The sequence below is a fragment of the Variovorax sp. IB41 genome (genome assembly GCF_016405905.1).
GTDB lineage: Bacteria > Pseudomonadota > Gammaproteobacteria > Burkholderiales > Burkholderiaceae_C > Variovorax.
Map to the genome: position 1 here is coordinate 54,459 of NZ_JAEFCB010000027.1, position 19,002 is coordinate 73,460.

At 69.1% G+C, this 19,002-nt stretch carries 19 protein-coding genes; 10 read left to right on the forward strand and 9 right to left on the reverse strand.

Annotation, left to right across the window (positions count from 1 at the left end; translation table 11 throughout):
• The 3 genes from JC881_RS29715 to JC881_RS29725 all read left to right on the forward strand — a co-directional run bounded on the left by JC881_RS29715 (position 1) and on the right by JC881_RS29725 (position 2,204).
• Complete coding sequence (locus JC881_RS29715; RefSeq protein ID WP_198789381.1) at positions 1–210, forward strand: zinc-finger domain-containing protein; 210 nt, start codon at positions 1–3, stop codon at positions 208–210.
• A 6-nt stretch (positions 211–216) separates the two neighbouring features.
• Positions 217–627, forward strand: coding sequence for an ABZJ_00895 family protein (locus JC881_RS29720; RefSeq protein ID WP_198789382.1), 411 nt, complete (start codon positions 217–219; stop codon positions 625–627).
• Positions 628–734: 107 nt separating this feature from the next.
• Complete coding sequence (locus JC881_RS29725; RefSeq protein ID WP_198789383.1) at positions 735–2,204, forward strand: hypothetical protein; 1,470 nt, start codon at positions 735–737, stop codon at positions 2,202–2,204.
• A gap of 52 nt (positions 2,205–2,256) precedes the next feature.
• Here the strand turns inward: JC881_RS29725 and JC881_RS29730 are convergent, their stop codons facing one another.
• From JC881_RS29730 to JC881_RS29770, 9 genes are all read right to left on the reverse strand, one after another.
• Positions 2,257–2,847, reverse strand: coding sequence for a hypothetical protein (locus JC881_RS29730; RefSeq protein ID WP_198789384.1), 591 nt, complete (start codon positions 2,845–2,847; stop codon positions 2,257–2,259).
• Positions 2,757–3,305: a hypothetical protein gene (locus JC881_RS29735; RefSeq protein ID WP_198789385.1), complete on the reverse strand. Its 549-nt coding sequence runs from the start codon at positions 3,303–3,305 to the stop codon at positions 2,757–2,759. The genes JC881_RS29730 and JC881_RS29735 overlap by 91 nt, the downstream gene beginning before the upstream one ends.
• Before the next feature lie 5 nt (positions 3,306–3,310).
• Positions 3,311–4,561 (reverse strand): O-antigen ligase family protein, encoded by a 1,251-nt coding sequence (locus tag JC881_RS29740; RefSeq protein ID WP_233102114.1) that lies wholly within the window; start codon positions 4,559–4,561, stop codon positions 3,311–3,313.
• A gap of 68 nt (positions 4,562–4,629) precedes the next feature.
• Positions 4,630–5,829, reverse strand: a complete 1,200-nt coding sequence (locus JC881_RS29745; protein ID WP_198789386.1) for an ATP-binding protein — start codon at positions 5,827–5,829, stop codon at positions 4,630–4,632.
• Positions 5,830–5,836: 7 nt separating this feature from the next.
• Positions 5,837–6,559: a response regulator transcription factor gene (locus tag JC881_RS29750; protein WP_013538733.1), complete on the reverse strand. Its 723-nt coding sequence runs from the start codon at positions 6,557–6,559 to the stop codon at positions 5,837–5,839.
• A 53-nt stretch (positions 6,560–6,612) separates the two neighbouring features.
• Positions 6,613–8,262, reverse strand: a complete 1,650-nt coding sequence (locus tag JC881_RS29755) for an NAD(P)/FAD-dependent oxidoreductase (RefSeq protein ID WP_198789387.1) — start codon at positions 8,260–8,262, stop codon at positions 6,613–6,615.
• A gap of 30 nt (positions 8,263–8,292) precedes the next feature.
• Complete coding sequence (locus JC881_RS29760) at positions 8,293–9,150, reverse strand: beta-ketoacyl synthase chain length factor (protein WP_198789388.1); 858 nt, start codon at positions 9,148–9,150, stop codon at positions 8,293–8,295.
• The gene (locus tag JC881_RS29765; protein WP_198789389.1) at positions 9,147–10,361 is read right to left on the reverse strand and encodes a beta-ketoacyl-[acyl-carrier-protein] synthase family protein; all 1,215 of its coding nucleotides are present in this window, start codon (positions 10,359–10,361) and stop codon (positions 9,147–9,149) included. Before JC881_RS29765 ends, JC881_RS29760 begins: the two co-directional genes overlap by 4 nt.
• Before the next feature lie 148 nt (positions 10,362–10,509).
• The gene (locus JC881_RS29770) at positions 10,510–12,180 is read right to left on the reverse strand and encodes an AmpG family muropeptide MFS transporter (RefSeq protein ID WP_198789390.1); all 1,671 of its coding nucleotides are present in this window, start codon (positions 12,178–12,180) and stop codon (positions 10,510–10,512) included.
• Positions 12,181–12,239: 59 nt separating this feature from the next.
• On the opposite strand from JC881_RS29770, the gene JC881_RS29775 reads away from it, so the two are divergent.
• From JC881_RS29775 to JC881_RS29805, 7 genes are all read left to right on the forward strand, one after another.
• A complete protein-coding gene (locus tag JC881_RS29775) occupies positions 12,240–13,094 on the forward strand; it encodes a M48 family metallopeptidase (RefSeq protein WP_198789391.1) in 855 nt (284 codons plus the stop codon).
• A gap of 99 nt (positions 13,095–13,193) precedes the next feature.
• Positions 13,194–14,915 (forward strand): allophanate hydrolase, encoded by a 1,722-nt coding sequence (atzF, locus tag JC881_RS29780; protein ID WP_198789392.1) that lies wholly within the window; start codon positions 13,194–13,196, stop codon positions 14,913–14,915.
• 21 nt (positions 14,916–14,936) lie between these two features.
• Complete coding sequence (locus JC881_RS29785; RefSeq protein WP_198789393.1) at positions 14,937–15,941, forward strand: ABC transporter substrate-binding protein; 1,005 nt, start codon at positions 14,937–14,939, stop codon at positions 15,939–15,941.
• A gap of 2 nt (positions 15,942–15,943) precedes the next feature.
• The gene (locus JC881_RS29790) at positions 15,944–16,771 is read left to right on the forward strand and encodes an ABC transporter permease (protein ID WP_198789394.1); all 828 of its coding nucleotides are present in this window, start codon (positions 15,944–15,946) and stop codon (positions 16,769–16,771) included.
• Positions 16,768–17,601, forward strand: a complete 834-nt coding sequence (locus JC881_RS29795; RefSeq protein WP_198789395.1) for an ABC transporter ATP-binding protein — start codon at positions 16,768–16,770, stop codon at positions 17,599–17,601. The genes JC881_RS29790 and JC881_RS29795 overlap by 4 nt, the downstream gene beginning before the upstream one ends.
• A complete protein-coding gene (gene hpxZ, locus JC881_RS29800; RefSeq protein WP_198789396.1) occupies positions 17,598–17,978 on the forward strand; it encodes an oxalurate catabolism protein HpxZ in 381 nt (126 codons plus the stop codon). The genes JC881_RS29795 and hpxZ overlap by 4 nt, the downstream gene beginning before the upstream one ends.
• A gap of 61 nt (positions 17,979–18,039) precedes the next feature.
• Positions 18,040–19,002, forward strand: a 963-nt coding sequence (locus tag JC881_RS29805) for a BMP family ABC transporter substrate-binding protein (protein WP_198789397.1), incomplete at its 3' end; no start/stop codon positions are given.

Sequence of the window (19,002 nt, forward strand, 5' to 3'; positions counted from 1 at the left end):
ATGTCTACCAATGCAGTCGTCGAACTCCTGGCCAAGGAACTCAACCACCAGGGCGGCGTGTTCTGCCCCAGCCCCAAGGCGGACATGCAGCTCTGGAACAACCATCCCAAGGTCTACCTGGACGTGGCGCGCACCGGCGAGGCCAAGTGCCCGTACTGCGGCACGCTGTACCGGCTGAAGGCCGGCGAAGCGGTCTCTGCACGCCACTGACCTGACGTGACGCTTCGCGGCCTGCTGTGGCGCTTTGCCGCGGCTTACCTGGTGCTGCTGATCGTCGTGGGCGTCGCGCTGAACCTCGCGGGCGCCAGTTCCAGCACGGGCGGCAACGTGGCCGCCCTGCTGGCCGCCGTGACCTGGGTGTGCATGGACTTCGCCAAGAAGAATGGCCGCTACTTCACGCGCGAGGAAAAGCAGCGCGCCGTCATCGGCATGCTCGCCATCGACATGGCGATGCAGGCAGTCGTGACGGTGGCGATCGGCCTTTTCGCCGGCGCATCGGGCCTGTCGCTGGGGCCGGCCCTGCTGGTGCTGCTTTTCGTCGGCGTGCTGCACGCGCTGGTGATCTGGTTCTTCGTCGGCTTTGCCGGCAAGCAGCACGCGGCGGCCGAGGCCCGGCGCAAGGGCTGAGCACCGCGCCGGCGCGCCATTACTACCGGTATCGGTGATGGTGCGAGACAGGCGCCATTTCTAGCATCGACCCACTGGCGTTCAGACCAGATAGGAGTCGATTTGCGATGAAGAAATCTTTGGGTAGTTTTGCCGTGAGCGCGCTCGTGCTCGCTCTTTCAGGTTGCGGCGGCGGTGGAGGAGGAGGCGGCGGCGGTTTTCCGTTCATTCCCTCGGGCGTCGCCCCGCCCCCCGCCGATACGAACGTTGCGGTCTCGGGCACCGCCGCCACCGGCGCGCCGGCGGCCGGCAGCCTCGTGTCGCTGCGCTGCGCGAACGGCGTGGGCGCCTCGGCCACCACGGCCGCCGGCGGCACGTGGTCGGCGAAGCTCGATGCACCGGTGTTCCCGTGCGTGGCCACGGTCTCGGGCGGCTCGCTGCCCGCCGGCCAGAAACTGCATTCGCTGTTGCGCGTGGCCGGCTACGTGAACATCACGCCGCTGACCGAGCTGATCCTCGCGCGCGCCGCCGGCGCGGCGCCCGGCAGCATCGAGACGGCCGATGCCGCCGCACTCGCGGCGCTGGCCGCGAAACTGGAAGCGGCCCAGGCCGACATCGTCGCGTTGCTGGCCGAGTCGGGCTACGGCGCGTTCGCGTCGAACCCGTTCACCGCGCAATTCACGGCCAGCGCGGGCGATGCGTACGACGACCTGCTCGAACACCTGGCGCTGTCGCTGGCCGACGGCGACACCACGCTGGACGGCATCGTCGCCGCGCTGCTGGCAGCGGGTGAGGACGACGGCTTCGACCTGCCGATCACGCGCACGCTCACGAGCGCCGAGCTCGCGGCCCAGCCGCAGCTCAACAAGGCGCACCTGAGCAGCACCGCGGGCGTGCTGTCGATGAAGCTCGACGCCGGCGGCAACCCGGGCGGCGCCTACGTGGGCGGCGGCACCGGCAACAAGGCCGTCCTGCAGATGCCGGGCCTGGCGGGCGTGAAGGTCAAGGACCTCCAGCAGATCGAGCTCGAGCTCAAGGGCAACGCCTCGGGCATCGGTATCAACTTGCCGTACGCGTACCTGAACATGACAGTGGACCTGCACTGCGACGCCACGCCGCTCGCGGCCAACGCCACGCTGGACCAGGTGCGCGCGCGCCGGCGCATCCTGATCTTCGACACCTTCTACAACTTCATCCAGAACTCGACCGCGATCTCGACCACCGAGTTCAAGTCCATCGCCATCACGCCCGCCACGCCGGGCTGGCGCATCTCGGCAGGCACGCCGGTGGGCACGGTGGCGGTCAACCCGACGTACAGCGGCAACGAGACGCTCGCGGGCTTCGACTACACCGCGTATCCCGATGCCTGCATCGTCGACGGCATCACCGGCGACGGCGGCATGCCGCGCAATGCCGCGGCCGATGCGGCCTGCGTCGGCACCACCGGCCTGCCGGGCTCGGCGCCCGCGGTCTGCGGGGCGAGCTACAGGGGCCCGATCCTGGTGCTGGGCGACAGCGGCACGGTCACCGCGTCGGAATGGAGCGTCAAGCGCGTGAAGGTGGCCGCAAAGCGCAAGCAGACCTTCCGCTTCGAGTAGGCGCGCGCGGTGCGCGATGGTCGCAAAGTCGCGGCCATCGCGGTGCTATGGCTCAGGGCGCCAGCACCAGCGGCAATTTCTTCTGCCCGCTGATCCATTCGCCGCGCAGGCCCGCGCCATCGGGCGTGAGCCGCAGGCGCGTGTCGCTGGATTCCTCCAGCAGCAGCACGCCGTCGCGGTACTTGCCGAACACCGAGATCGATTGGCGGTAGCGGTCGTAGAAATACGTGGTGGCGGCGGAGCCGTCGCTGCGCAGCGGCTCCAGCCGCAGGGTGACTGGCAGGCGCGCGTCGATGGTGCCGTGCAGCACCTGGTCGAATGGCGATGCCGGCGCGGGCGCCGCGCCTTCGCCCAGCAGCAGCGCGCGGCCGTAGGGGGTGAGCGACGGCCCGAGCTGCTCGGGCGTGAAGCGGGTGCTGAAGACGTCCAGGTCGTCCAGCGCGCGCATCGCGTGGTTGCTGCAACGGCCCTGCGTGAACAGCACGCCCTTCGCATCGATCTCCATGCGGCCCATGCGCTCGATCTTCTGGTAGGCCGGGTCCTGGCGCGAGGTCAGGCACTCGGTGTAGAGCTCGATCTTGTCCTCGCGCTCCTCGTCCTTGCTGCGCGCCTTGCTCCCGAGCGCGGCGATCTCCTTGCGCAACCTTGAGGCGTTGTTCGCATGGACCTTGCGCGCGATGTCGGCAAGGCCCTCGGCCGTGAACAGGTCGCCCGGCGAGAGATGGCGCCCGTCGCCACGTCGAACGCGTGCCCGGCGGTGAAGCTCTCGCAGTACGCGCCGCAGCCTTCGCCTTCCAGGCGCAGCGACAGCACGCGGGCGTCGTTGCGCAGCACCGCGTAGCCCAGGTTCGGCATGCGCTGCCAGTTCTGCGCATCGACGCCGCGCAGGCCCTCCGCCGCGCGCGCCGGTGCCATGGCCTCGAAGGTGTCGATGAACAGGAACTGGTTGATGCGATCGGTGACCTTGGCGTCGTCGGTGCGCACCCACGGAAAGCGCTGCGCTTCCGGGCCCGAGCCGTGCACGAGGCCCTGAACGACGGCCGGCGCCGCGTGCGCGCCGAAAGCGCAGGCCAGGAGAAGGGAGGCGAGGAGGCGTCGCATGGTTGTCATGCCGTGGGGTTCGGGTTCAGGTCCGGCCGTTGCCACGGCCACAGGTCGCGCCAGGGCGCGGGGTCGTGCGTTTCCTGCGCGAGCCGCAGGTACACCATCGCGATCCAGAGCAGCGCCAGGCCGATCTGCGCATCGCGCATCGCCGAGTTCACGCTCGAGGCGATCAGCGCTATCAGCGTCGCGGCCAAGGCATAGCGGCCCGCGATGTCGGGGCGCTTCCAGGCCTGCCACACGGCGGCCACCATGATCACGAGCAGGCTCAGCAGCGCGGGCAACCCGCCCTGCGCGCCCACCCAGAGGAAGTCGTTGTGCGGCATGTTCGACTCCGCGAACATGGCCGGGCCGCGCTTGTGCCACTGGTCGGTCCAGCCGCCAATGCCCCAGCCGGTGAGCGGCCGGTCGGCGATCATGCGGCCGGTGTCGCGGTACATGTAGTAGCGGATGACCCAGCTGCCCTTGAAGACCGCGCCGGCCTGCGCCTCCTCGAGTTCCTGCACGCCGGTCTCGACCTTGTGCTGCAGCTGCGGCAACTGGTAAAGCGCAGCACCCGTGACCACGGCTCCGAGCACCAGCGCGCTCACAAGCATCTTCAGGTGGCTGCGCCACTTGTGGATGCACACCACTGGAATGACCAGAAGCAGCGCGAGCACCGAGGTGCGCGAGGTCAGCGGCAGCGCGACCACGAAGCCCAGCCCGAGCACCAGCGTGAAGGCCGCAACGGCGCGCAGCGGCTTGTGCGCGACGATTTGCGCCAGGCCCCACACGGCGGCCGTGGCGGCCACCACGCTGAACAGCAGCGCGTTGCTGATCGACTTGTTGCCCACCTCCATCACCACCGCGCGCAGCGGCGACCAGACCGGAAAGCCGATGGCGTAATGCAGGACGATCAGCAGGATGTTCAGCGCCGCGATCAGCAGGAAGCCGCGCAGCGCCCAGATCGCCTCTTCGCGCGTGAGCGCCATCGCCATGAGGATCGTGAGGCCGATGCGAAGGCCATGGAAGAGGTTGGAGCCGGTCTCGGGATAGTGCCGCCCGAAGGCCAGCACGAGGAGCGTCCAGGCCAGGTAGGCCACCACCGGCCACCACAGCGGGTTGGCGCGCAGGCGCGCGAAGCGTTCGCCGTAGCCGCCGGCGACCCCCATCGTCAGCATCAACAGGATGGCCGACAGGTAGGTGACGCCGACCGGCATGAACACCACCAGCCCCCAGAACATGGCCGCGGGCCGAACGATGTGCGATCTCTGCATAGGGCCGGGATTTTAGGTTGGGGCTGCCACCCCTACCTGACTTTCCCCGGAGCGCCGTCGCGGCGCAGTCAGTGAGCGGGAGCCGCGACCGGCAGGCGGATCACGAAGCTCGCCCCGCCTTGCGGCGCGTCTTCGCAGCGTACCGTGCCGCCGTGCCGCTCGGCGATCGACTTCACCAGCGCGAGCCCCAGGCCCACGCCGCCGTTGCGCTCGCTCGCGCCGGGCAGCCGGTAGAAGGGCTCGAAGATGCGTTCGCGCAGGGCCGGCGGCACGCCCGGGCCGCGGTCGTTCACGCGCACGGTGGCGAAGCCGTTGGCGCTACCGAGTTCGACGCTGATCTCGCCGGCGCCGTAGCGGCGGGCGTTTTCCAGCAGGTTGCGGATCGCGCGGCGCAGGAGGCGCGAGACGCCGGGCACGGTGAGCGTCGCGTTGTCGGTGCCTTCGGCCAGGTCGAGCTCGGCGTTCACCTGTGAGCACTCCTCGGCGGCCAGGCCCGTCAGGTCGACCGCCTCGACGGTGCCCATGTCGGCTTCGCTGGCGTCCAGCCGGCTTGCGAGCAGGATCTCGTCGATCAGCTGGTCGAGCTCGCCGATGTTGCGCGAGATTTCTTCTCGCGCCTTGGGGCTCGGTCGCTCGCCCATCAGCTCCAGCCCCATCCGGATGCGGGTGAGCGGCGAGCGCAGTTCGTGCGATGCGTTGGCCAGCAGCGACTTGTGCGAGCGCACCAGCTGTTCGATGCGTTCGGCCGACGCGTTGAATCGTTTGGAGAGATCGGTCACTTCGTCCTGCCCTTCTTCGGTCACTCGCACCGAGAGATCGCCCTCGCCCCATCGCTGCACGCCGCGCTGCAGCGATTCCAGCCGCTGCGTGATGCGCCGCACGATCGGGTAGACGCCCAGTGCCACCGCCACGCCCACCAGCGCGATCATCCAGCCCAGGCCGAAGGGCGTGCGCCACGGCGCGAAGCCGCCGCTGCCGGTGGGGCGCTCGCGCGGCGCCACGCGCAGCGTGATGGCCTTGCCGTCGCTGAGCGTCACGTCGAATTCGAGGCCCTGGCCCGGCACGCGCAACGCGGTGCCCGAGCCGATCGTTTTGTCCTGCGCATCGAGCACGACCACGTTGCGCGGCACCGGCGCCAGGCGCTCGCGCTCGGCCTCGGCGGCCTCGCGCACGATCCAGTTGGCCATCAGCGTGAGGATGACCACGCCGCCCACCACCGCGAGCCAGATGCGCACGTAGAGGTGGCGGGAATAGAGGCTGCGCAGCATCGCGCGCTCAGTCCTGCTGCTTGGCGAAGACGTAGCCCACGCCGCGCACGGTGAGGATGCGCTTGGGGTTCTTCGCGTCCACCTCGATGGCCGCGCGGATGCGGCCCATGTGCACGTCGATCGAGCGGTCGAAGGCCTCCAGCTCGCGGCCGCGCACGGCCTCCATGATCTGGTCGCGCGTGAGCACGCGGCCCGCGCGCTCGGCCATCGCGACCAGGAGGTCGAACTGGTAGGAGGTCAGGTCCGCCAGCGCGCCGGCCACCGACACGGTGCGCGCGTTGCGGTCGATCTCCAGCGTGCCGAAGCGCATCACGGTGGAAGCTTCGCTCTCGGTGGCGTTCTCGCTGCGCCGGCGCAGCACCGCGCGGATGCGCGCCAGCAGCTCGCGCGGCTCGAAGGGCTTGGGCAGGTAGTCGTCGGCGCCGATCTCCAGGCCGATGATGCGGTCCATCGGATCGCCCTTGGCGGTGAGCATCAGCACCGACACCTTGGAGATGGGGCCGGGCAGGGCGCGGATGCGGCGGCAGACTTCCAGGCCGTCGGTGTCGGGCAGCATCAGGTCCAGGATCACGAGGTCGGGGGCGTGCTGCTGCAGCTGCTCCAGGCCGCTTGCGCCGTCACCGGCGTGGTTGAAGGCGAAACCCGACTGCGTCAGGTACTCGCCCACCATCTGCGCCAGGCGGGCGTCGTCTTCGATCATCAGGAGTTGGGGGGTGCTCATGCGCTTCATGGTCGTCCACAGGGAGCAAGCGGGCTTGAACGCTCCGTAAAGTTGGGTAAACCTCAGGCGTGCGTGTCAACCGGAGGTGCTGCGAAAAGCATAGCGCCGCGGACTGTTGCCGCGGGCGGTACCCGGAGATTCTCTTCGAGGAGCGCGCACAGGGCGCCGGCTTCCACGGCCGGATCGGCGGCGCGCGCCCGGGCCAGGATTTCGGCGGCCAGCTGCCGCAGCATGGCCGTGGACGCCCGGATGCGGGCCTTGAAGCCGGCATCGTCCAGCGTGTCCTTCAGGCTGCGATTGAGTTCGGCGAACCACGGCATCGCGGCCTGGTCGAGCATCACGGCCGGGTTGCGCTTGTCGCTCGAGGCCGACCAGTCGCGCATCAGCCGCTGCACCGCGACGTTCAGCCGCTGGCAGTGCTGCAGCTCGTCTTTCAGGGCGCCGAGCGCCGGCAGGTCGGTCAGGCGCCGCTGGAAGAAGATCTGCGCGAGCACGCCCCAGTAGTAGGCGTAGTCCCAGATCACCTTCACCGGCAGCACCTCGGGGTCGCCGAAGAGCGGGTACTGGTCCTGGTAGAGGGCGAGCGTGCTCTCGTAGAACGAGTGGTAGATCTGGTCGTAGAGCTGGGCGCGCGCTTCAAGCGGCCGGCCCGCGCGGTCCTGCGCGACGAGGTCGGTGATGTAGGTGTTGGCGATCGCGATGAAGTCGCTGCCGGGCGAATAGAAGGGGTCGAGAAAGAGCCCGGCCTCGCCCGTCATCGCCCAGCGCTCGCCCGAGAACACCTGCTTGCAGCCGTGCGAGAAGTGCTTGAGGAACGCGAAGTCCTGCAGCAGGTGGCGCTTGCCGTCCAGCGCCTCGAAAAGCCGCGGCTGGTAGGTGGCGAACCACGCCATCGCCTTCTCGAAGGTGTCGATGGTGTCCAGCGGATGCAGCTTCGGGTCGGCCACGATGCCCACCGAGTGCGAGCCCGAGGCCAGCGGAATCAGCCACGCCCAGTAGCCGGCGCCCACGAAGTGGTTGGTCGAGAGCCAGCGCGCCTGCGGGTCGCAGCGCTCGCGCCACTCGACGTTGTCGCTCCAGTCGTCCACCGCGATGCGCTCGCCAATGCGGAACCACACCGCGTTGACGTCGTGCGCGTTGGGCTCCACGAGGCCGAGCTTGCGCTTGAGCATGCCGACGCGGCCGCAGGCGTCGATGAGCCAGCGCGCCTCTGTGGCGTGAGTCTCCTCGCCGCGGGTCCATTCGATGCGGTGCGGTGTCCCGGCGTCGGCAGCCAGGTCGATGCGCCGCACCAGCGCGCCGTCGACGAAGCGCACGCCGCAGCGGGCGGCCTCTTCGGCCAGGAAGTTCTCGAAGATGCCGCGGTCGATCTGGTAGCTGGGCACCGAGAGGTAGCGGCTCGCGCCGATCTCGGTGACGTTGTCGATGTCGCTGCGGCCCTCGCTGAAGAAGAAGCGAAAGCCGAACTTGCGCAGCTGCGCCTCGTCCATGTGGGCCTTCAGGCCCAGCACCGTGTCGAAGTAATGCGCGCCTATCTCCACCGACGACTCGCCCACCTTGTGGGCCGCGTGCGGCACCGGGTGCGTGCGGCGCTCCAGCACCAGCACCTTCAGGTCGCCGAAGCGCTGGCGCAGCTGGATGGCCAGCGTGAGCCCGGCCAGACCGCCTCCCATGATCACTGCGTCGAAAGAATCCTGCGCAGCGTCGGTCATGGTGTGTCGGTCCTTGAAGGCCCTGGGGCTTTAGGGGGGCGGCCGCAGTTGCAGCCGCAATGACAGGGTGGGCGAGAGCTGCAACTCGACCGGCGGGCCCGCGCCGTCGTTCAGGTGCGCGAGCGCCTCGAACAGGCCGAGCGCCTGCGCCATCGGGTTGATGCCCGAGAGCGACTTTGCAGCCTCCGAGCGCGGCGGCGTGTAGGTGGAGACCGCATCACCGGCGTTACCAGGGTCACCAGGGTTACCGGCCAGCGACCACTCCAGCGCCGCCACGGTGCGCTCGCTGCGTTCCGGCGCGATCACCATCGCCACCGCAAACAGCCCGCGGCTGTCGGTCACCGAGGTCAGCGGGCCGACCGTGGGCGTGTCGTAGCCCACCAGCAGCACCGGGCTCTGGTCGGCCGCGCACTGCACGGCCGCCTCGAGCAGGCCGGTCGCAAAGCTGTACTCGAAGGCCGAGACCGAATTGCTGGCCGCCATGCAGCCCGTGCCGATGGTCCAATAGCCCACGGCGGCGTTGTGCACCGAGTTGTGAAAGCGCGTGGGCGACAGCACCGTGGGGTCGGTCGCGAGCGTGCTGCACATGTAGTCGTTGATCGAGAGGTCCCCGTGCGCCGAGATGAACACGCAGGGCACGTCGGCCGCATTGCGGCCCGAGGCGGTCATGGCGGCGGCGGCCACCTCGAGCGCCAGCGCCACGGTGTCGGGCGCGCGGCGGCGCTCGGCGGGGGCCAGCACTTGCGGCGACGGGCGCTTGGCCGGCGGGTCGGCGAGCGTGCCTTCGCCGCGGAAGGCGGCGCGGGCGGCGTCCCAGCCGGGGAGCGTCGGCGTCCAGAAGGCGGGGCCTTCGATGTAGAGGGTGGGGGGCGTTGCGGCGGCGCTCATGCCGCGTCCGCCTTGCCGAACACCAGCGAGCAGTTGTTGCCGCCGAAGCCGAAGGAGTTGGAGAGCGCGTAGCGCACCTCGCCATGCGCGGGCTCCAGGCGGATCTGCGGACCGAACCCTTCGTCGATCGCGCGCGTGTTGACCGTGCCGGGCTTCAGGCCGCGCTCGATCGCCAGCAGGCTGATCACCGCCTCGACGATGCCCGCGGCGCCCAGCGTGTGGCCCATGAAGCCCTTGGTCGAGCTGGCATGCGTGGAGGCCGGGAAGCGGCGCGCCACCAGCGCGCCTTCGACCTCGTCGTTCTTCTGGCTCGCGGTGCCGTGCATGTTGATGTAGTCGATGGCCTCGGGCGCGAGGCCCGCGCGGGCCAGCGCCTCGTCGAGCGCTCGCTCGGCGCCCAGGCCCTCGGGGTGCGGCGTCGACATGTGGTGCGCGTCGCTCGCCTCGCCGTAGCCCAGGAGGCGCAGCGGCGACGCAGCCGGGCCCACGCCGGTCTGCACGCGCTCGACCAGCGCGAAGCCCGCCGCCTCGCCCAGGCTGATGCCGTTGCGGCCGGCATCGAACGGGCGGCAGGGCTCCTTGGACACCAGCTCCAGCGAGTTGAAGCCGAACAGCACGCTGCCGCAGAGCGTGTCCGCCCCGCCCACCACGGCCGCATCGGCCAGGCCCAGGCGGATCAGTCGCTCGGCCGAGGCGAACACCTTGGCGCTCGAGGAGCAAGCGGTCGAGATCGTCTCGCTCGGGCCTTCCAGCCCCAGCACCTGCTGCACGAACATCGCCAGCGAATGGGGCGTGTGCACTTCGGCGCGGCGCTGGTCCTGCGGGAACATGCCGCCCGCGTCCAGCTGCGTGTAGGCCAGCTCGGTCTCGCCGATGCTGGAGGTGGAGGTGCCCAGGATCAGCGCGACGCGCGAGGCGCCGTACTTCTCGCGCGCCGCGGCCACCGCCTCGATGAAGCCGTCGGCCTGCAGGCCCAGCCAGGCCAGCCGGTTGTTGCGGCAGTCCCACGAGGCCAACGCCTCGGGCAGGCGGATGTCTTCCAGGCCATCGACGCGGCCGATCCAGGTGGGCAGCGGCGCATCGCCGAAATCGTTGGCGCGCAGGCCGCTGCGCGAATGTTCGAGCGCTTCGGCCAGCGGCGCCTTGCCGACGCCGACGGCCGAGGTGGCCGTGTAGGCACTGATCTGTAGGGGGGAAATACGGGAGAGCACGATGAATCTTGGGGCTGGCGGGGCAAGCGAAAGAACGTCGGTGTGACGACAGGCGTAATTTTCACGCAATGAATGTCACGCAGCCTACCAGCAGTGCGCGCGCCTCAGCGTCGGCTGTTTCCCATAGATGCAGCCTAGGGCCCGGGCCCTATTGACGGTCGGCGGCGCCTGTGGTCGTGCTCGTGCTCGTGCTCGTGCTCGTGCTCGTGCTCGCCGTCGTCGTGAGCCGCGAGGCCAGCGCCACCAGCAGCAGCACGGGCACCCCCAGCAGCGCGGTGCTGGTGAAGAACTGGCTGTAGCCGTAGGCATCGACGAAAGCACCCGAGTAGCCGGCAATGAACTTGGGCAGCAGCAGCATCAGCGAGCTGAACAGGGCGTACTGCGTGGCCGAGTAGCTGATGTTGGTGAGGCTCGACAGGTAGGCGATGAAGGCCGCCGAGGCGATGCCGCCGGCCAGGTTGTCGGCCGAGACCACCGCGATGAGTGCCGTCAGGTCGTGGCCGCGCGAGGCCAGCCAGGCGAACAGCAGGTTGCTCGCCGCGCTGAGCACCGCGCCCAGCATCAGCACGCGCATCACGCCCAGGCGCATCGACAGCACGCCGCCCACGAAGGCGCCGGCCAGCGTCATGACCACGCCGTAGATCTTGCTGACCGTGGCCACCTCGTCCTTGGTGAAGCCCATGTCCACGTAGAACGGATTGGCCATGATGCCCATCACCACGTCGCTGATGCGGTAGATGGCGATCAGCGCCAGGATCAGCGCGGCCTGCCACTTGTAGCGGCGGATGAAGTCGGCGAAGGGGTCGAAGAAGGCCTTGTCGATCCAGGCTGCGAAGGGCACCAGCTGCGGCGGGGCGGGCACGCGCAGCCCCTTGCGGGCGGCCCACAGCATCAGCAGCACGTAGAGCGCCAGCACCGGAAGGAACACCGCGCCCAGGAAGAAGAGGAGCCCGGTGTCCGCCGGCCGCAGCCGGAACAGGGCCACGAAGAAGAAGGTGCCGATGAACATCAGCACGCCGTACACCGGCACGCCAGTGGCCGCGAACAGTGCCCGGCTGGCGGCGATTTCCGCGGCGGAATGCCGGCCCTCGTTCGGCGCGGGCTCGGCCGACAGCAGCACCGTGAGCACGCCCACGCCCATGGAGGCGGCCATCACCAGGTAGGCCGTTTTCCAGGCGCCGTTCTGGTAGGCGGCGGCACCGCTCGCTGCGCCTGCGGCCATGGCGGGCGCCACCTCGGCCCAGGCCGCGACCCACAGCACGCCGGCGCCGGCCCAGATCATGGCCAGGCGGTAGCCCGTCTGGTAGGCGGCGGCGAGCGCGGCCTGCTTGCGCGTCTCGGCCGATTCGATGCGGAAAGCATCCAGCGCGATGTCCTGCGTGGCCGAGCCGAAGGCCGCCAGCAGCGCGCACCAGACCAGCGGCGTGAGCCCCTGGCGCGGATCGTTCAGCGCCATGCCGACGAGGCCCGCGATCACCATGCACTGGGCCAGCAGCAGCCAGCCGCGGCGCCGCCCGAGCAGCGTGGTCAGCGGCGGCAGCGGCAGCCGGTCGACCAGCGGCGCCCAGACCCACTTGAAACCGTAGGCCAGGCCCACCCAGCTCAGGTAGCCGATGGTGGTGCGGTCCACGCCCGCTTCGCGCAGGCGAAAACTCAGGGTGCCCAGCACCAGCAGCAGCGGCAGCCCCGCCGAGAAGCCCAGCGCCAGCATGCGCAGCGTGGCCGGCTCGAGGTAGACCTTCAGGACGTCGCGCCAGGGCGGTGAAGGGGCGGTGGGGGTTTCGAGCGGCGGGGCGGACATGAACCCCGGATTGTCCATGAGCCGCCGCGGGAATCAGCCGGCCCGTTTGTCTTCATTTGTTCCTATGATCCGCCCCCATGTGCACACGCTGCGAACGCCCCATTTCCGCCACTTCCATTGCCTCGCCCTGGCAGGTGCGCAGGGCCTTCCTGTTGATCGCGGCCGGCGTGGCATTCAGCCGGCCGGCGCTTTCGCAGGTCAACGTCGGCAACGCCTCGGTGGCGCGCAACCTGGTGCCGGCGGACAAGATCGAGGCGGCCGGCGTCCAGCAATACGGCCAGCTGCTCGCACAGGCCCGCGCCAAGAACGCGCTGGCCGGCGACAACAACGCGCAACTGCAGCGCCTGCGCGCCATCGCGCAGCGGCTCATTCCCTTCGCCACGCCCTGGAACACGCGGGCGCGCGAATGGAAGTGGGAGGTCAACCTGATCGGCAGCAAGCAGATCAACGCCTTCTGCATGCCCGGCGGCAAGATCGCCTTCTTCACCGGCATCCTGGAGCAGCTCAAGCTGAGCGACGACGAGGTCGCGATGGTGATGGGCCACGAGATGGCCCACGCGCTGCGCGAACACGCGCGCGCCCGCATGGCCAAGAGCGCGGGCACCGGCGCGGCGCTGTCCATCGGCGCGCAGTTGCTGGGCCTCGGGCAAGTGGGCGATCTCGCGGCGCGTGCCGGCACGCAGCTCATCACGCTCAAGTTCAGCCGCGGCGACGAGACCGAGGCCGACCTCGTGGGGCTCGAACTCGCGGCACGCGCGGGCTACGACCCGAAGGCCTCGGTGTCGCTGTGGAACAAGATGGCGACCGCCTCGAAGAACCAGGGCGGGCTGAGCTTCCTCTCGACCCACCCGAGCGGGACCGACCGCATCGCCAAGCTCGAGGCGAACATTCCCAAGGTCGAAAGCCTTTACCGCAACGCCAAGCGGAGCTGATCCGCTTTCTGACTGACATGCACTGACCGGCAGCGCCTGGGGGCGCCGCCGGCTGGCACATTGCTTGCATCTCGACTTGTACACAAGTTTGGATGCCTGATGATGGTGCATGACCCCAACCCGCTGACCGCCGCTGCCTGGATCGCGAAATTCGCGGCGCCTGTGGCCGGCGCGCAATCCGCCGACACCCCGGGCGTGACCCTGCCGCTCGCCGGCCTGCGCTTCGCGGTCAAGGACAACATCGACGTGGCCGGCGTGCCCACCACCGCCGCCTGCCCGGCCTTCGACCGCCGGCCCACGGCACACGCAGCCGTGGTGCAGCGGCTGCTCGAAGCCGGTGCATCGCTGGCCGGCAAGACCAACCTGGACCAGTTCGCCTGCGGCCTGAACGGCACGCGCTCGCCGTATGGCGAAGTGCCCAATGCGTTCGATGCGCGCTATGTCTCCGGCGGCTCCAGTTCCGGCTCGGCCTATGTGGTGGCCGCGGGCGAGGTCGATTTCGCCCTCGGCACCGACACCGCCGGCTCGGGCCGCGTGCCCGCGGGGCTCAACAACATCGTCGGCCTGAAGCCCTCGCGCGGGTTGCTCAGCACCTTCGGCGTGGTGCCGGCAGCGCAGAGCGCGGATTGCGTGTCCATCTTCGCGCGCACCGTCGCGCTGGCCGTCGACGTGATGCTCGCTGCCGCCGGCCACGACCCGCGCGATCCGTATTCGCGCGATATCGCCATGCGCCGCCGCCCGCTGCCTGCGCGCTTCTGCTTCGGCGTGCCCGACACGTTGAGCTTCTTCGGCGACGCCGCGGCCGAAGAAGCCTTCCGCGATGCGCAGGCGAAGCTCGTCGCGATGGGCGGCACGGCCGTCACCATTCCCTACGCGCCGCTCGCCGAAGCGGCCGCGCTGCTCTATGAAAGCGCCCTCGTCGCCGAGCGCTACGCCGCGGTGCGCGAATTCTTCGACGCGCATGCCGACGAGGTGATCGAGCCGGTGCGCAGCATCCTCGCGAGCGGAAAGAACTACGTGGCCGCCGACGTCTTCGAAGCGCAGACGCGCCTGCGCGCCATCGCGCAACAGGTCGAGCCGATGTGGCGCGACATCGACGTGCTGCTCGTGCCCACCGCGCCCACGCACTACACGCGCGAGCAGATGCGCGCCGACCCCATCGCGCTCAACCGCAACCTCGGCGCGTACACCAACTTCGTCAACCTGCTCGACTACGCGGCGCTCTCGGTGCCCAGCAGCCTGCGCGCGGACGGCCTGCCGTTCGGCATCACGCTGATCGCCCCGAGCGGCAGCGATCTCGCGCTGGCCGACCTGGGCCAGCGCTACCACCACGCGACCGGTCTTGCGCAGGGCGCGACCGGCCAGCCGCTGCCCGCGCCGCGCCCCGTGCCGGGCCTTGCGGCACCGGCGCCGCAGACGTTGCCCATCGCGGTGGTCGGCGCGCACCTCTCGGGCATGCCGCTCAACGGCCAGCTCACCGAGCGCGGCGCCACGCTGCTGCGTGCCACCACCACATCGCCCGCCTACCGCCTCTTCGCGCTCCCCGGCACCACGCCGCCCAAGCCCGGCCTGCAGCGCAGCGCACAAGGCGGCGGCGCCATCGTGCTCGAGATATGGGCCATGCCGATCGCGCAGGTCGGCAGCTTCCTCGCATTGATCCCGCCGCCGCTCGGCCTTGGCAGCGTCGAACTGGCCGACGGCAGCTGGGTCAACGGCTTCATCTGCGAGGGCCACGCGCTGGCCGACGCGCAGGACGTGACCCACCACGGCGGCTGGCGTGCCTACGTCGCGAGCCGCGCCACAACCGTTTCTTCCAACTGACCGACCGATCCAGGAGTCCCGATGAGCATCCTCGAAAAATCTTCCGCATCGCGCCGGCAGTTGCTGCAGGCCGGCATCGGCGCGGCGGGCCTGGCCGTCCTGGCCGCGCCGGCCATCGTGCGCGCGCAGGCCGCGCCCAAGCTGCGCATCGGCTTCTGGCCTGTGGCGGCCGGCCTGCCGTTCTTCGCGGCGGTGGACCGCGGGTACTTCAAGGAGGCGGGGCTCGAGATGGAGCCGCTCAAGTTCGCCGGCGCGCAGCAGGTGATGGAGGCGATGCTCGCGGGCCGTTGCGACGGCAGCGCCAACGGCACGGGCTCGGCCAACCTCGCGATCGGCGAGATCGCGCAGCCCGGCCTCTTCAAGATCTTCTGCACCAACCCGAGCAACGCCAAGTTCGTGCTCGACGAATTCATCGTCGCCAAGGACAGCCCCGTCAAGACCATGGCCGAGCTCGCCGGCAAGAAGATCGCCTCGGGCCCCGGCATCCAGAACGTCACGCTTTGCAAGACCATGCTGGAGCGCGCCGGCGCCAAGGGCGCTGTCGTGAGCGAGTTGCCCATCGGCCAGCATGTGGCCGCGCTGGTCGCGGGCCAGGTCGATGCCTGCTACACGCTGGAGCCGACCGGCACCGTCGGCCGCATGAACGGCGCCACGCGCGTCATCGAGGCGGGCGTGGTCGCCAAATACATCCTGGGCGACCCGATGGCGCCGTGGCACGGCGGCGCGGCCAGCCTCACCACCGAGTTCATCAAGAAGAACCCCGAGGTCGCGAAGAAATACATCGCGGCGTATGCGCGCGGCGTGGAGCTGGTGCGCACCAAGCCCGACGATGCGCGCCAGCACATGAAGGGCTACACCGCCATCGAAGGCAAGCTCACGGCCGAGGTGCCGCTCGCCTCGTACATGCGCTACAACGAGTTCAAGCCGAGCGACGTCGCGTACTTCCAGAAGTTCTACGACCTGTTCACCGAGAAGGGCATCTTCGAGAAGAAGGTGCTGGTGGACGGCCTTCTCTACAAGGCATGACCATGGCCGACGCAAGCACGACCACGGCCGCGCCGTGGACACCGCCGGCCAGCCTCAACGCCGCCCCGCCGAAGGCGCCGCTGCGCGAGCGCCTGCTGCCTTTCATCGGCCCCGTGGTGCTGTTCATCGCGTGGGACCTGGTGGTGCGCCTGGGCTTCATCAAGCCCATCCTCTTGCCCACGCCGGCCGACACCATCGCCGCGCTGATCACGGGCCTGGCGGGCGGGCCGCTGCTCACCGACTTCGCGATGACGGTGTGGCGCACGCTGCAGGCCTTTCTCATCGCGGCGGTGGTCGGCGTGCCGCTGGGCGTGCTGCTCGGGAGTAACGAGAAGGCGTACCGCAGCGTCGAGTTCCTGATCGACTTCTTCCGCTCGACGCCGTCGTCCGCGCTCATTCCGCTGTTCCTGCTGATCTTCGGCGTGAGCGATGTGAACAAGATCGCCATCGCGGCGTTCGGTGCGCTCCTCATCGTGGTGTTCAACAGCGCCTACGGCGTCATCAATGCGAGGAAGCAACGCGTGATGGCAGCCAAGGTCATGGGCGCCTCGCGCTGGCAGGTCTTCAAGGACGTGCTGATCTGGGAGAGCCTGCAGCCCAGCTTCGTCGGCCTGCGCTCGGCGGTGTCGATGGCGCTGGTGATCGTCATCGTGGCCGAGATGTTCATCGGCTCCGACACGGGCCTGGGCCACCGCATCATCGATGCGCAGCAGGTGCTCAACGTCAAGAGCATGTACGCGGCGATCCTGGCTGCCGGCGCGCTGGGCTACGCGCTCAACATCCTTTTCCTCGTCGCCGAGCGCCGCATCGTGCACTGGAGCGGACGATGAAAGTCACCCCCGACATCGTCGTCAACGGCCCGGTGTACGCCGACGTGCCCAAGCCGGTCTTCAAGCCCGGCCCGGCCGGCACGCACATCACCATCCGGGGCCTCACGAAATACTTCGCGGGCTGGCCGCTGTACGAGAACTTCGACCTCGACATTCCCAAGCGCGCCATCGTCTCGGTGTTCGGGCCCAACGGCTGCGGCAAGTCCACGCTCATCAACATGATCGCGGGGCTGGTGCCCATCGATGCGGGCGAGATCCTCTTCGACGGCAAGCAGCGCAAGGACACCAAGATCGGCTACGTGTTCCAGAACTACCGCGAGGCGATGTTCCCGTGGATGCGCACCATCGACAACATCGCCTATCCGCTCAAGCTCGAAGGGCGCAGCAAGGCCGAGGTGGACCGGCGCATGGAAGAACTGGTGGCGTCGTTCGACGTGAAGTTCGACCTCAAGCGCTTTCCCTACGAACTCTCGGGCGGCCAGCAGCAGACCGCATCGATCATGCGGGCGCTCGCGCCCAACCCCGAGGTGCTGTTCCTGGATGAACCGTTCTCCGCGCTCGACTTCGAGATGACGCTCTTCATCCGCGAGAAGCTGCAGGAGGTGTTCATGCAGACTGGCACCACGATGCTGCTGGTGTCGCACGACCTCGAAGAGGCCGTGTACCTCGCCGACGAGGTGCTGCTGCTGACCAAGCGCCCGACCAAGGTGGCCGAGATCCTGCGCTACGGCGACGCGCGCCCGCGCACCATCGAGACGCTGAGCACCGAGAGCTTCGTCGCGACGAAGAAGCTGAGCCTGGACATCTTCCAGCGCGAGGTGCGCCGATGACGCCGGAGATCAACCTGCCCGAGGTGCATGCCGAGGTCAGCGCCGTGTTCGCGCGCTACGAAGAAGCGCTGGTGACGAACCAGCGAGACGTGCTCGACGCGCTGTTCTGGAACAGCCCGCACACGCTGCGCTACGGCTTCTCGGAGAACCACTACGGCCACGCCGATATCAGCGCCTTCCGCGCGTCGCTGCCTGTGCAGAGCCCGCCGCGCGAGTTGCTGCGCACGGTCATCACCACCTACGGCCGCGACTTCGCGACGGCGAACGTCGAGTTCCGGCGCGAAGGCAGCCGCGAAGTCGGCCGCCAGAGCCAGACGTGGCTACGCACGGCCGAGGGTTGGCGCGTCGTCGCCGCCCACGTGAGCATGCCGGCCTGAACGCGGCACATCGCGCACGGCACATTTTTTGCACCTCCTTCAACTCTTCCGAAAGAACGCCATGACCAGTCCATTCAATCGTCGCGATTCCCTCAAGTCCCTGGCCGCGCTCGGCGCCGCCGGCACCCTCGGCGGCTGGAGCGCCCTGGCCAGCGCGCAGGCCAAGCCGCTCACCGTCGGCGTGATCTACGTCGGCGCGCGCGACGACTACGGCTACAACCAGGCGCACGCCATGGCGGCCGCCGAAATCAAGAAGCTGCCCGGCATCAAGGTGGTCGAGGAAGAGAACGTGCCCGAGACCGCCGCGGTGCAAAAGACCATGGCCGGCATGATCTCGCAGGACGGCGCCAAGCTTCTGTTCCCCACCTCGTTCGGCTACTTCGATCCGCACATCCTGGCCGTCGCGCCCAAGTACCCCGACGTGCGCTTCTCGCACTGCGGCGGCCTCTGGACCGAAGGCAAGCACCCCAAGAACGCGGGCAGCTTCTTCGGCTACATCGACGAGTGCCAGTTCCTGAACGGCGTGATCGCCGCGCACATGACCAAGAGCAACAAGATCGCCTTCGTCGCCGCCAAGCCGATCCCGCAGGTGCTGCGCAACATCAACGCCTTCACGCTCGGGGCGCGCTCGGTCAAGCCGAACATCACCTGCAGCGTGATCTTCACCGGCGACTGGTCGATGGCCGTGAAGGAGGCCGAGGCCACCAACAGCCTGGCCGACCAGGGCTGCGACGTGTTCACCATGCACGTCGATGGTCCGAAGGTGGTGGTGGAGACCGCGGCCAAGCGCGGCAAGATGGTCTGCGGCTACCACGCGAGCCAGGCCAAACTCGCGCCGAACGCGTACCTCACCGGCGCCGAGTGGAACTGGCTCACCGCGTACAAGACCGCCATCGAAGCCGCGCAAACCGGCAAGCCGCATCCCAACTTCCTGCGCGGCGGCCTGAAGGAAGGCTACGTGAAGATGTCCGCCTACGGCCCGATGGTGCCGGACGCCGCGAAGAAGCAGGCCGACGACATCAAG

Excerpts from the sequence above, each read along its gene's own strand:
- JC881_RS29795 (WP_198789395.1), top strand. The coding sequence starts at position 16,768 with ATGAAAGTCACCCCCGACATCGTCGTCAACGGCCCGGTGTACGCCGAC.
- JC881_RS29740 (WP_233102114.1), bottom strand. The coding sequence starts at position 4,561 with ATGCAGAGATCGCACATCGTTCGGCCCGCGGCCATGTTCTGGGGGCTG.
- JC881_RS29775 (WP_198789391.1), top strand. The coding sequence starts at position 12,240 with ATGTGCACACGCTGCGAACGCCCCATTTCCGCCACTTCCATTGCCTCG.
- JC881_RS29735 (WP_198789385.1), bottom strand. The coding sequence starts at position 3,305 with ATGCGACGCCTCCTCGCCTCCCTTCTCCTGGCCTGCGCTTTCGGCGCG.
- JC881_RS29770 (WP_198789390.1), bottom strand. The coding sequence starts at position 12,180 with ATGGACAATCCGGGGTTCATGTCCGCCCCGCCGCTCGAAACCCCCACC.
- JC881_RS29760 (WP_198789388.1), bottom strand. The coding sequence starts at position 9,150 with ATGAGCGCCGCCGCAACGCCCCCCACCCTCTACATCGAAGGCCCCGCC.
- JC881_RS29790 (WP_198789394.1), top strand. The coding sequence starts at position 15,944 with ATGGCCGACGCAAGCACGACCACGGCCGCGCCGTGGACACCGCCGGCC.
- JC881_RS29750 (WP_013538733.1), bottom strand. The coding sequence starts at position 6,559 with ATGAAGCGCATGAGCACCCCCCAACTCCTGATGATCGAAGACGACGCC.
- hpxZ (WP_198789396.1), top strand. The coding sequence starts at position 17,598 with ATGACGCCGGAGATCAACCTGCCCGAGGTGCATGCCGAGGTCAGCGCC.
- atzF (WP_198789392.1), top strand. The coding sequence starts at position 13,194 with ATGATGGTGCATGACCCCAACCCGCTGACCGCCGCTGCCTGGATCGCG.
- JC881_RS29785 (WP_198789393.1), top strand. The coding sequence starts at position 14,937 with ATGAGCATCCTCGAAAAATCTTCCGCATCGCGCCGGCAGTTGCTGCAG.
- JC881_RS29725 (WP_198789383.1), top strand. The coding sequence starts at position 735 with ATGAAGAAATCTTTGGGTAGTTTTGCCGTGAGCGCGCTCGTGCTCGCT.
- JC881_RS29755 (WP_198789387.1), bottom strand. The coding sequence starts at position 8,262 with ATGACCGACGCTGCGCAGGATTCTTTCGACGCAGTGATCATGGGAGGC.
- JC881_RS29745 (WP_198789386.1), bottom strand. The coding sequence starts at position 5,829 with ATGCTGCGCAGCCTCTATTCCCGCCACCTCTACGTGCGCATCTGGCTC.
- JC881_RS29715 (WP_198789381.1), top strand. The coding sequence starts at position 1 with ATGTCTACCAATGCAGTCGTCGAACTCCTGGCCAAGGAACTCAACCAC.